We start from the raw sequence: 11,486 nt of genomic DNA, 5'->3' as shown, positions 1-11,486 counted from the left end.
TGTTCGAGCACGAGCTGATCAAAACAACACTGCCGAAAGCCAAAGAACTGCGTCGCGTTGCTGAGCCGCTGATCACTCTGGCCAAGACAGACAGCCTGGCTAACCGCCGTCTGGCATTCGACCGTACTCGTTCGAAAGCCATCGTTGGTAAGCTCTTCAACGACCTGGGCAAGCGTTACGCTACCCGTGAGGGTGGCTACCTGCGCATCCTCAAGTGCGGTTTCCGCACTGGCGACAACGCGCCTATGGCGTACGTCGAGTTGGTTGATCGTGCTACTGCTGGCGAAGCTGTATCCGCCGAGTAGGACGTCAGTCTGAAACAAAGAACCGGGCCTAGTGCCCGGTTTTTTGTGTCTGCATGAAAAATGCGCTGTTCGTACAAGCTTCTGACATAGGTCAGCTGTCACCATGGGCCGGGAATCATAATTAGTAATTATCTATCGATGTGCACGAGTTAATGAATTTGTGGCTCTCGCGTCGATGATCAATACTTCCCACCAAGCCGATTAGCCGGCAGTTCCAAGACTGACAGAGGAAGAAGACCGTATGAGCCAGATCAAAACGCTTACGACCGCCAGTGGCGCACCTGTCGCTGATAACCAGAATTCTCGCTCCGCCGGCCCACGTGGCCCGCTGCTTCTCGACGATTTCCACCTGCTCGAGAAACTTGCTCACTTCAATCGTGAAAACATTCCTGAACGTCGTGTCCACGCTAAAGGCTCGGGCGCTTACGGCACGTTCACTGTCACTCGTGATATCACCGAGTACACCAGCGCCAAACTGTTTGAATCTGTAGGCAAACAAACCCCGACATTCCTGCGTTTCTCTACCGTGGGTGGCGAACGTGGTTCGGCCGACACCGAGCGAGATCCACGTGGCTTCGCGCTGAAGTTCTATACCGAGGAAGGCAACTGGGACATCGTTGGCAACAACACCCCGGTGTTCTTCATCCGTGATCCTCTAAAATTCCCGGACTTCATTCACACGCAAAAGCGGCTGCCGCAAAGCAATCTGAAGAGCGCGCAGATGATGTGGGACTTCTGGTCGCATTCGCCTGAGGCGCTGCACCAGGTGACCATTCTGTTCTCCGATCGCGGCATTCCTGACGGCTACCGTCACATGCACGGCTTCGGCAGTCACACGTACAGCCTCATCAGCGCGCAAGGCGAGCGTCACTGGGTGAAGTGGCACTACAAGACAAAACAAGGCATCAAGAATCTGGCACCTGCGGATGCTGCCCGTATTGCCGGCACCGACCCGGATTACGCCCAGCGCGATCTGTTTGAAGCGATTGAACGCGGTGATTTCCCGAAATGGCGCGTGTGCATTCAGATCATGACCGAGGCGCAAGCGGCGGCGCATTACGAGAACCCGTTCGACGTGACCAAAACCTGGTCGCAGAAAGAATTCCCGCTGATCGAAGTGGGCGAGCTGGAACTGAATCGCAACCCGCAGAACTACTTCGCTGAAGTTGAACAAGCCGCGTTCGGCCCAAGCAATATGGTGCCAGGTGTCGGTCTGTCGCCGGATCGCATGCTGCAAGGTCGCGTCTTCGCTTACGCCGATGCGCATCGCTACCGCGTAGGCACCAATCACCAGCAACTGCCGGTGAACGCGCCACGCAGCCCGGTGAATACTTACCAGCGCGACGGTTCGATGGCGTTCGGCAGCAATGGCGGCGCAGCACCGAATTACGAGCCGAACAGCTACATCGAATCGCCAAAACAAGCTCCGCATTACGCTGAGCCTGCGCTGGCCCTGAGCGGCTCGGCTGATCGTTACGATCACCGCGAAGACACCGATTACTACAGCCACGCCGGTGCGCTGTTCCGGTTGATGAGCGACGATCAAAGAGCACTGCTGGTCAGCAACATCGCCGGTGCACTGAGTGGTGTTTCTAGTGATGTCGTTGATCGCCAGTTGCAGCATTTCTACAAAGCCGATCCGGCGTATGGAGAAGCAATCGCAAAGCTGCTCAACGTACAGCTTAACGAAGTCTAAACGAGAAGCAGAACCGCCCTCATTTGGGCGGTTTTTGCGTTATTTAGGCTGCTTTTCTCAGAATATCTTCGCTTTTATTGCGCTAAACGGGTGACCTTCCGGTCAGGTTGGTTCAAACTACAGACTTTCAAGTAGGGAGATGTAGGGCGATGCAAGGCCACCCAGACGTAATCGATTACCTCAACACGTTGCTGACCGGCGAACTGGCCGCGCGTGATCAATATTTCGTTCATTCGCGGATGTATGAGGACTGGGGGTTCACCAAGCTCTACGAGCGAATCAACCACGAAATGGAAGAAGAAGCGGGGCACGCTGATGCGTTGATGCGCCGCATTCTGATGCTCGAAGGCACACCGCGCATGCGTCCGGATGATCTGGATGTCGGCAGTACTGTGCCGGAGATGCTCGAAGCGGATCTGCGCCTTGAGTACAAAGTTCGTGCAGCGCTGTGCAAAGGCATTGAGCTGTGCGAGCAGCACAAAGACTACGTCAGCCGCGAGATCCTGCGTGTGCAGTTGAACGACACCGAAGAAGATCACACCTACTGGCTGGAAAAGCAGTTGGGCCTGATCAAACTGATTGGTCTCGAGAACTACCTGCAATCGCACACCTCCTGATCGCAGTAGGTACAAAAAAGCCCCTGTCACTGTTGAAGTGACAGGGGCTTTTTCATGCCCGGCGTTTAAGCCCGATCGCGGATCAGCAACGGTTTGAGGTAATGGCCAGTGTGAGACTGTTTCATCTCGGCCACTTGCTCCGGCGTACCCACGGCGATGATCTGCCCACCTTTGGAACCACCCTCCGGCCCGAGATCGACCAGCCAGTCGGCCGTCTTGATCACGTCGAGGTTGTGTTCGATCACCACCACGGTGTTGCCGTGATCGCGCAGGCGATGCAGCACGTCGAGCAATTGCTGGATATCCGCGAAGTGCAGGCCTGTGGTCGGCTCGTCGAGGATGTACAGAGTTTTGCCGGTGTCACGCTTCGACAGCTCGCGGGACAGCTTGACGCGCTGCGCTTCACCGCCGGACAACGTGGTCGCCGACTGCCCGAGCTTGATGTACGACAGGCCGACATCCATCAACGTTTGCAGCTTGCGCGCCAGCGCTGGCACCGCATCGAAGAACACCCGCGCTTCCTCGATAGTCATTTCGAGGGTTTCGTGGATATTCTTGCCCTTGTATTTGATCTCAAGGGTTTCGCGGTTGTAGCGCTTGCTCTTGCACACGTCGCACGGCACATAAATGTCCGGCAAGAAGTGCATTTCGACCTTGATCAGACCGTCGCCCTGGCACGCCTCGCAGCGACCGCCCTTGACGTTGAACGAGAAACGCCCCGGGCCATAACCACGGGAGCGCGACTCGGGCACGCCGGCAAACAGTTCGCGGATAGGCGTGAACAGCCCGGTGTACGTCGCCGGGTTGGAGCGCGGCGTACGGCCGATCGGGCTTTGGTCGATGTCGACAACTTTATCGAGATGTTCCAGGCCCTTGATGCTGTCATGCGCGGCGGCTTCCAGCGTCGTCGCGCCGTTAAGTGCGGTGGCGCTCAGCGGAAACAGCGTGTTGTTGATCAGTGTCGATTTGCCCGAGCCGGACACGCCAGTCACGCAGGTCAGCAGGCCGATCGGGATTTCCAGATCGACATTGCGCAGGTTGTTACCGCGCGCGCCCTTGAGCGACAGGGTCAGCTTCTTGTTGCGTGGCGTACGTTTGGCCGGCACTTCAATCTTCACCCGGCCCGACAGGTATTTACCGGTCAGGGAATCCGGGTGCGCCATGACTTCGGCCGGCGTACCTTCGGCAACAATCTGCCCGCCGTGCACACCGGCGCCCGGGCCAATATCCACGACATAGTCGGCCAGACGAATCGCATCTTCGTCGTGCTCAACCACGATCACCGTGTTGCCGATGTCACGCAGATGCTTGAGCGTGCCGAGCAAGCGGTCGTTGTCGCGTTGGTGCAAACCAATCGACGGTTCATCGAGGATGTACAAAACACCGACGAGGCCGGCACCGATCTGGCTGGCCAGGCGAATACGCTGTGCTTCGCCGCCGGACAGGGTGTCCGCGCTGCGATCCAGCGACAGATAGTCCAGACCGACGTTAACGAGGAACTGCAGACGCTCGCGGATTTCCTTGAGAATCTTGTCAGCGATCTCGCCGCGACGCCCGGTCATCTTCAGTTCGCCGAAGTACACGCAGGCATCGCCGATCGGCAGGTTGGTCACCGCTGGCAGCGTCTTCTCGCCGACCCACACATGGCGTGCTTCACGCCGTAGACGCGTGCCACGGCAATCCGGGCAGGACTGGGTGCTGAGGAACTTGGCCAACTCTTCGCGCACGCTCGCCGATTCGGTCTCGCGGTAGCGACGTTCCAGATTCGGCACGATGCCTTCGAACGGGTGCGAACGTTTGACGATATCGCCACGGTCGTTCAGATACTTGAAGTCGACGTTCTGCGAACCGCTGCCGTGCAGAATCTGTTTCTGCTGTTCGGCGGTCAGTTCGTTGAACGGTTTTTCCAGGCTGAACTTATAGTGCGACGCCAGCGAACCCAGCATCTGGAAGTAATAGACGTTGCGCCGATCCCAGCCGCGTATCGCGCCCTCGGCCAGGGTCAGCTCGCCGTTGACCAGTCGCTTGATGTCGAAGAACTGCTTCACCCCCAGACCATCGCACGTCGGGCAGGCGCCGGCCGGGTTGTTGAAGGAGAACAGCTTCGGTTCCAGCTCGCTGATCGCGTGGCCGCAGATCGGGCAGGCGAAGCGTGCGGAGAAAATCATCTCTTCGCCCGGCTCGTCGTCCATCGGCGCTACGAGTGCGATGCCGTCGGCCAGTTTCAGCGCGGTTTCGAAGGACTCGGCCAGACGCTGTTGCAGATCGGCGCGCACTTTGAAGCGGTCGACGATCACATCAATCGAATGCTTCTTCTGTTTATCCAGTTTCGGCAGCTCGTCGAGCTCGCAAATGCGCCCGTTGACGCGCGCGCGGACGAAACCTTGCGCACGCAGCTCTTCGAAAACTGAAAGGTGTTCGCCTTTGCGCTCGCGGATCACCGGCGCCAGCAGCATCAGTTTGCTGCCTTCGGGCTGCGCCAGCACCAGGTCGACCATCTGGCTGACGGTCTGCGCTTCCAGCGGAATATCGTGATCCGGGCAGCGCGGCGTACCCACGCGTGCATAGAGCAGACGCAGGTAGTCGTAGATTTCGGTGATGGTGCCGACCGTGGATCGCGGGTTATGCGAGGTCGATTTCTGTTCGATGGAAATCGCCGGCGACAGGCCTTCAATGGTGTCGACGTCGGGTTTTTCCATCATCGACAGGAACTGGCGGGCATAGGCCGACAGCGATTCGACATAGCGGCGCTGACCTTCGGCGTACAGTGTGTCGAAAGCCAGGGACGACTTGCCGGATCCGGACAGGCCGGTGATGACGATCAGTTTGTCCCGTGGCAGGGTCAGGTCGATGTTCTTCAGGTTGTGGGTACGGGCCCCACGTATCAGGATCTTGTCCAAAGTGGCCTCGCTCGGCGGGCGTCGAAAGCGTAAGAGTATACGGGCAAATACTGGATGGATGCACACTATCAAGCGTAGCGTTGTTTGCCCTGAATGAAGAGTGTTTCATCTGTACGCGTCAAAGCGTCGCGATCTACCCCGTCTTTCGATGGGACTGGTAGAATCGCCGCCGGTTCACACGAGGTTTATCCATGCACGATCCCCACAGCGAACGCATGAGTGGCAGCGAGACCCGCGCAGCGAGCGGTCTGGCCCTGGTGTTCGCCTTCCGTATGCTTGGCATGTTCATGGTGTTGCCGGTACTGGCAACCTACGGCATGGATTTGGCGGGAGCGACCCCGGCCCTGATCGGGTTGGCCATCGGCGCTTACGGCCTGACCCAGGCGATTTTTCAGATCCCGTTCGGGGTCATTTCCGACCGCATTGGCCGCCGCCCGGTTATTTACCTCGGGCTGATCGTCTTCGCCCTCGGCAGCGTGCTCGCCTCTCAAGCCGATTCGATCTGGGGCGTGATCGCCGGGCGAATCCTGCAAGGCGCCGGGGCGATTTCCGCAGCGGTCATGGCGTTGCTTTCCGACCTGACTCGCGAGCAGCACCGTACCAAAGCGATGGCCATGATCGGCATGACGATTGGTCTGTCGTTCGCCGTGGCCATGGTCGTCGGGCCATTGCTGACCCGTGCGTTTGGCTTGTCCGGACTGTTTCTCGCCACCGGTGGCATGGCGCTGGTGGGCATCGTCATCGTCATGTTCATGGTGCCGAAATCGACCGGGCCGCTGACTCACCGCGAATCCGGTGTGGCGCGTCAGGCGTTGATGCCGACGCTCAAACATCCTGATCTGCTGCGCCTCGATCTGGGCATCTTTGTGTTACATGCCATGTTGATGTCGAGCTTCGTCGCGCTGCCTCTGGCACTGGTCGAAAAAGCCGGTTTGCCCAAGGAACAGCACTGGTGGGTCTACCTCACCGCGTTGCTGGTTTCGTTCTTCGCCATGATCCCGTTCATCATCTATGGCGAGAAGAAACGCAAAATGAAACGAGTTTTGCTCGGCGCCGTGACGACGCTGATGCTGACTGAGCTATTCTTCTGGCAGTTCGGTGACAGCTTGCGGGCTCTGGTGATCGGCACGGTGGTGTTTTTCACCGCGTTCAATCTGCTGGAGGCTTCATTGCCGTCGCTGATCAGCAAGGTTTCACCGGCGGGCGGGAAGGGCACGGCCATGGGCGTGTATTCCACCAGCCAGTTCCTTGGTTCGGCACTTGGCGGGATACTCGGCGGCTGGTTGTTTCAGCATGGCGGTCTGTCGGTTGTGTTCCTTGGATGTGCCGGGCTGGCTGCACTTTGGCTGGCCTTTGCTGTTACCATGCGCGAACCTCCCTACGTGACGAGCCTGCGCTTGCCGTTGTCGCCCGAGGCGATCCGCGAAGCGGGTCTGGTCGAGCGCCTCAAGGCCCTCGTAGGGGTAACCGATGCAGTGATAGTTGCTGATGAAGCGGCTGTTTACATCAAACTGGACAAAGAATTAGTGGATCGCGACACCCTCGAACGCCTGGTGAACAACCCGGCCGGGGCTGCTTGCGACGCCTAGGAGAACGTTATGGCCCGTGGGGTTAACAAAGTCATATTGGTCGGCACTTGCGGCCAGGATCCCGAAGTTCGCTACCTGCCTAACGGTAACGCCGTGACCAACCTGAGTCTGGCAACCAGCGAACAGTGGACCGACAAGCAAACCGGTCAGAAGGTCGAAAAGACCGAGTGGCACCGTGTTTCGATGTTCGGCAAAGTCGCCGAAATCGCCGGCGAATACCTGCGCAAGGGTTCGCAGGTTTACATCGAAGGCAAGCTGCAGACCCGTGAGTGGGAAAAAGACGGTATCAAGCGTTACACCACCGAAATCGTGGTCGACATGCAAGGCACCATGCAACTGCTCGGCGGCCGTCCACAACAGGGCGACCAGCAAGGCGGTGGCAACAACTATCAGCAGTCCGCTCCGGCTCCACGCCAGCAGGCGCCGCGTCCGCAGCAGTCGGCTCCGCAACAGCGTTCGGCCCCGGCTCCTCAGCAGGCCGCACCGCAACCGGCTCCGGATTTCGACAGCTTTGATGACGATATCCCGTTCTGATTTGCCCGCTGAATCACCTTTGATTTAGCCACGAAGCCCCCGCATTGCGGGGGTTTTGTCGTTCTGGACGGGCCAAAGGTGTCGACTCGTTCAACTCATGACCGATGAGTCGTTTGGTCTGATCACGGAAAGTTTCGCACTGAGTCTTGAAGGCTGCCGCCAGTCGCACCATGATCCGTACCTGCGACTGGATATTCAGGCGCCTTTTTGCAAAAGCAGGATCCCGGGGAGCTGGGCTGCGTCCATCACAAAAACAAGAGAAAACGATGAGCAGTAGCAAGAACAAGGAAATCGAGTATCTGCGCGGCGTGGCCATTCTGATGACGGTGTTGGCCCATAGTTCGTTGTTGTTGCCATTCCATAGCGACTTCATGCAGAAAGTATTCAATGTGTTTTCCCCGTGGTCAGGGGTGGATCTTTTTTTCTGCATTTCCGGTTACGTGGTCAGCAAAGCGTACCTCGACTATTTTGATAAAAATCGTGAGCAGGGCCGATTCGGCCTCGCGGCCACCTCGTTCTGGATCCGGCGGGCCTACCGTCTGCTGCCCACGGCATGGCTGTGGGTGTTGATTCCGCTGGCGTTCTCGATCTTTTTCAACCAGTCGAATGCGTTCCAGTCGTGGTTCGATAATTTGCGCAGCTTCACGGCCGTCGCAACCTTCACCGGCAATCTGGCGAACCAGTACGGTGTGCTGCTGGGGCCGAACTCGGTGTACTGGAGCCTGGCGCTGGAGGAGCAGTTTTACTTTATCTTCCCGCTGTTTCTGCTGCTGATCACATCCACCCGTTGGCGAGTAATCGCCCTGCTCGCACTGATTGCCGTGCAGTTCCCGTTCAATCGCTATGCCTTCGGCGGGCCAACGGCGGCCATGCTCTTCTCGTTCCGTCTGGATGCGATGATGTGGGGCATTCTTCTGTGCCTGTTCACGCGCACCTCACTGTACAAAGACATTGAGCCAGTGGCGCTGGGCGCCAGCCTGATCAAACGGTTCGGGTTGACGCTGTTCTTGCTGTACATGCTCGGGGCCATTGCCGGGCAACTGATCGCCATGCCCATCGCGGTGGGGCTGATCGCGTTGAATGCATTGGTTCTGGTCTGGCTCTCGAGTTATCAAAAAGGCTATGTCTACTGCCCGGCGTTCTTGAGTGGAATTGCCCAATGGCTAGGCTCGCGTTCTTACGCTTTGTACGTCATACACATGTTCGCCTACCACTTGAGTACCGAAATCTGGAGTCGAGTGGCCAGCGACAGAGGTGTCGAACTGGGGCCTGAGTTCACCGTGGAAATGTTGCTCACCTCGTTTGCGATCATGTTGGTCTGCAGCGAGTTGAACTACCGTTTTGTCGAAACTCCGCTGCGTCGTCGCGGCGCGGAAATCGCACGGCGCAGAATGGCTGGTGTGAGCGCGTCGGAAACCGCCAGGGACAAACTCCCGGCAGATCGTCCGGTACGCTCGACAGAGCTGTCTTGACCGAGGGCGAAAAAAAACCGTAGAGCTCACGCGCTACGGTTTTTTTATGGCTGAAAAGTGGCCTATGGCTCAGTCGAGGATCAGGTGCGGCAGGAAGCGGCTCGAGTCTTTGGTAATCAGGCTGTTGTCTTCGCGCACGCCAATGCCTGCGGCTTGATCGCCAATCACCCACGAACCAATCAGCGTGTAGCTGTCGCCAAACTTCGGCAATGGCGCAAACTCCTGCAGGATAAACGGCGCATCGGTGTAGGGCCCGTCTTCTTTGACGATCAGACCTTCAGCCGTCTGCAACTCAATGTTCGCGCCTTCACGGGAAAAGTACGGCTTGCGCACCCAACCCTTGGGCACCGCCCTGGCCGGGTTTGGATCAAGGTGCGCCGCGAGCAAGTTCGGATGACCCTTGTGCAGTTCCCACAATAAAGGGAGCGCACCTTTGTTCGACAGAATCGCCTTCCACGCCGGTTCAAAAAACTGCGTATCGCACTCGGCAATCGCCGCGCCGAAAGGTTCGTGGAAGATGAACTCCCAGGCGTGCAGCTTGAACAGGTGCGGGATCCAGCGATCCTGCAGATCGACAAAGCGGCCCTCAGAAGTCAGGCCAATGTCTTCAATGTCGATGTGCCGCGATTCGATGCCGACTTTTTCTGCGATCAACCGCAGGTAATCGGTGGTGCCCTTGTCTTCGATCGAGTCTTTCATCGAAGAGAAATAGAACGGCCGCGTCAGCTTCAGTTCAGCAAAGGCCTGATGCAGCTTGGTGTCGATGCTGTTGAACTGGTCGGCATTCGCCGGCAGCGTGCCGCACTCGATGCATTGCTCCAGCCAGCCCCACTGAAACGCCGCTGCCTCGTACAGGCTGGTCGGCGTGTCGTAGTTGAGCTCCAGCAGTTTCGCCGGGCCGTTACCGCTGTAGGAAAAATCCATGCGCCCGTACAGATGCGGATGACCTTCGCGCCAGGAGGTGCGGATCATGTCGTAGTACGGCGCCGGGATGCTCAGACGATCCAGCAACTCTTCGCTGTTGACCACGCGGTCGACCAGATCCATGCACATCTCGTGCAGCTCGGTGGTCGGATCCTCAAGATCGTTTTCGATCTGCGCGAGCGTGAACTGGTAGTACGCGCTTTCGTCCCAGTAGGGCTCGTCGTCGATGGTGTGGAACATAAAGCCGAGGCTTTCGGCGGTCTGTTTCCAGTCGGGGCGCTCGGCGCAGAGGATTTTCTTCATCGTCAGCTGCTCGAGCGACCGGAACTGCTGCCCCAGCCACCCCAACCGCTGCGAGCACTCGACTGGCTACCGAAACCGCCGCGCGAGGTCGACGAGGCAACGTTGACCGGTTTGCTTTTGCTGCTTTCGTAATCCGTTTGGCTGCGCGTCGTCGTTTCGGCTCGGCGGTATTGCGTCGAAGTGTTGTAGGGCTGGCGCGTGTCGCGATCGCGGTACACCGTGCGATTGACGTTGTTGCTCATCGCGTTGCCGATCAGCCAACCGGTCAGCCAGCCACTGCCGCCGCCACTGGAGGTGTGCGAAGTGTTTTGCACATTCTGCGCGGCGGCTGCGTCACCCGCCGGCATTTGCGCGCCGGCGATGGCGTCGAGGTTCTGCGCCGGTTCACCGTTCTGCGGCACTTTGAAGCCGCCGAGTTTCGGCACGAAGCGGCCGTCGGAATTTTTCTGACACCAGTCGGCGGCGAAGTCGGCGTCGCACTTGGCCTTGTCGTCGTACGCCGGGGCGATGCGCCGGTGTTCGGTCAGGGCGGCGACGTAAGCGTTGGAGCAGACATCGGCGGCCACTTCGGCATCGACACACTGTTCCACGCTCTGGAAGTTACGCGGCTGCTCGACCGCCGCCGCTTCACCGGAGATGGCCATGGCCACCGACGCGGCGAGGGACAACTGCACATATTTACTGCGTTTCATCGAAGGCTTCCTGCCGGTCAGTTGGACGGGGTCATGCACGCGGCGTTGAGCATGCCAACGCTGATGGCGACCGCTGCCACGTAAATGCCCGAAGCGATTTCACCGTTGGCAATGCGCTGCGAGGTGCCTTTGAGCACCAAGCCGGTGGCGAGGAATGCCAGCAGTTGCACAACAGCGGCAATCACTGCCCACAGGACGAAGTCGAGGACGTTGACCGAGAAGGCGATCACGTTGCTGGCCGGGATCGCGAAACCGATGATCGCACCGGACAGCGCGATGGCGGCGGCGACGTTGCCGGAGCGAATCAACTCGAACTCTTTGTGCGGGGTGATGCGGGTGTAGACGAATTGGAACAGCATGAACAGCAGCACGGCGCCGATCAGGTAGACGACGAAACCGACCAGCGCGGTTTTGTTCAGGGAAACGGCCAGCACTTCCAGCATGAAAAACTTCC

The 11,486-nt window shown here is 58.5% G+C and carries 10 protein-coding genes; 6 read left to right on the top strand and 4 right to left on the bottom strand.

Annotated elements, in window-relative coordinates; translation table 11 throughout:
- From rplQ to bfr, 3 genes are all read left to right on the top strand, one after another.
- Nucleotides 1-305: 50S ribosomal protein L17 (gene rplQ / locus ACIOMO_RS24025; RefSeq protein WP_401243976.1), on the top strand; the 305-nt coding region annotated here is incomplete at its 5' end.
- Between the two features lie 241 nt (nucleotides 306-546).
- Nucleotides 547-2,001, top strand: a complete 1,455-nt coding sequence (locus tag ACIOMO_RS24020) for a catalase (RefSeq protein ID WP_401243974.1) — start codon at nucleotides 547-549, stop codon at nucleotides 1,999-2,001.
- A gap of 149 nt (nucleotides 2,002-2,150) precedes the next feature.
- Nucleotides 2,151-2,618 (top strand): bacterioferritin, encoded by a 468-nt coding sequence (bfr, locus tag ACIOMO_RS24015; protein WP_053124309.1) that lies wholly within the window; start codon nucleotides 2,151-2,153, stop codon nucleotides 2,616-2,618.
- A 65-nt stretch (nucleotides 2,619-2,683) separates the two neighbouring features.
- Here the strand turns inward: bfr and uvrA are convergent, their stop codons facing one another.
- Entirely contained in the window at nucleotides 2,684-5,518 is a 2,835-nt protein-coding gene (uvrA, locus tag ACIOMO_RS24010) for an excinuclease ABC subunit UvrA (protein ID WP_008081903.1), read from the bottom strand.
- Between the two features lie 191 nt (nucleotides 5,519-5,709).
- On the opposite strand from uvrA, the gene ACIOMO_RS24005 reads away from it, so the two are divergent.
- The 3 genes from ACIOMO_RS24005 to ACIOMO_RS23995 all read left to right on the top strand — a co-directional run bounded on the left by ACIOMO_RS24005 (nucleotide 5,710) and on the right by ACIOMO_RS23995 (nucleotide 9,113).
- The gene (locus ACIOMO_RS24005; RefSeq protein ID WP_053124304.1) at nucleotides 5,710-7,107 is read left to right on the top strand and encodes an MFS transporter; all 1,398 of its coding nucleotides are present in this window, start codon (nucleotides 5,710-5,712) and stop codon (nucleotides 7,105-7,107) included.
- A gap of 9 nt (nucleotides 7,108-7,116) precedes the next feature.
- Entirely contained in the window at nucleotides 7,117-7,641 is a 525-nt protein-coding gene (locus ACIOMO_RS24000; protein WP_008081898.1) for a single-stranded DNA-binding protein, read from the top strand.
- Between the two features lie 146 nt (nucleotides 7,642-7,787).
- Nucleotides 7,788-9,113 carry an acyltransferase family protein gene (locus ACIOMO_RS23995; RefSeq protein WP_401243971.1) on the top strand — a complete coding sequence of 442 codons (1,326 nt, stop codon included), beginning with the start codon at nucleotides 7,788-7,790 and terminating at the stop codon, nucleotides 9,111-9,113.
- 69 nt (nucleotides 9,114-9,182) lie between these two features.
- Here ACIOMO_RS23995 and ACIOMO_RS23990 read toward each other — a convergent pair whose 3' ends face one another.
- The 3 genes from ACIOMO_RS23990 to ACIOMO_RS23980 are packed head-to-tail and all read right to left on the bottom strand — an operon-like array spanning nucleotide 9,183 to nucleotide 11,475.
- Entirely contained in the window at nucleotides 9,183-10,340 is a 1,158-nt protein-coding gene (locus ACIOMO_RS23990) for a glutathionylspermidine synthase family protein (RefSeq protein WP_401243969.1), read from the bottom strand.
- A gap of 2 nt (nucleotides 10,341-10,342) precedes the next feature.
- The gene (locus ACIOMO_RS23985; RefSeq protein ID WP_212546239.1) at nucleotides 10,343-11,032 is read right to left on the bottom strand and encodes a DUF1190 domain-containing protein; all 690 of its coding nucleotides are present in this window, start codon (nucleotides 11,030-11,032) and stop codon (nucleotides 10,343-10,345) included.
- A 17-nt stretch (nucleotides 11,033-11,049) separates the two neighbouring features.
- Entirely contained in the window at nucleotides 11,050-11,475 is a 426-nt protein-coding gene (locus ACIOMO_RS23980; RefSeq protein ID WP_053124298.1) for a DUF350 domain-containing protein, read from the bottom strand.
- Nucleotides 11,476-11,486 lie beyond the last annotated feature (11 nt).

This window comes from Pseudomonas sp. NPDC087804, from assembly GCF_044742965.1.
Taxonomy (GTDB): Bacteria; Pseudomonadota; Gammaproteobacteria; order Pseudomonadales; family Pseudomonadaceae; genus Aquipseudomonas; species Aquipseudomonas rustica.
This window is presented reverse-complemented; position numbering and strand designations above follow the sequence as displayed.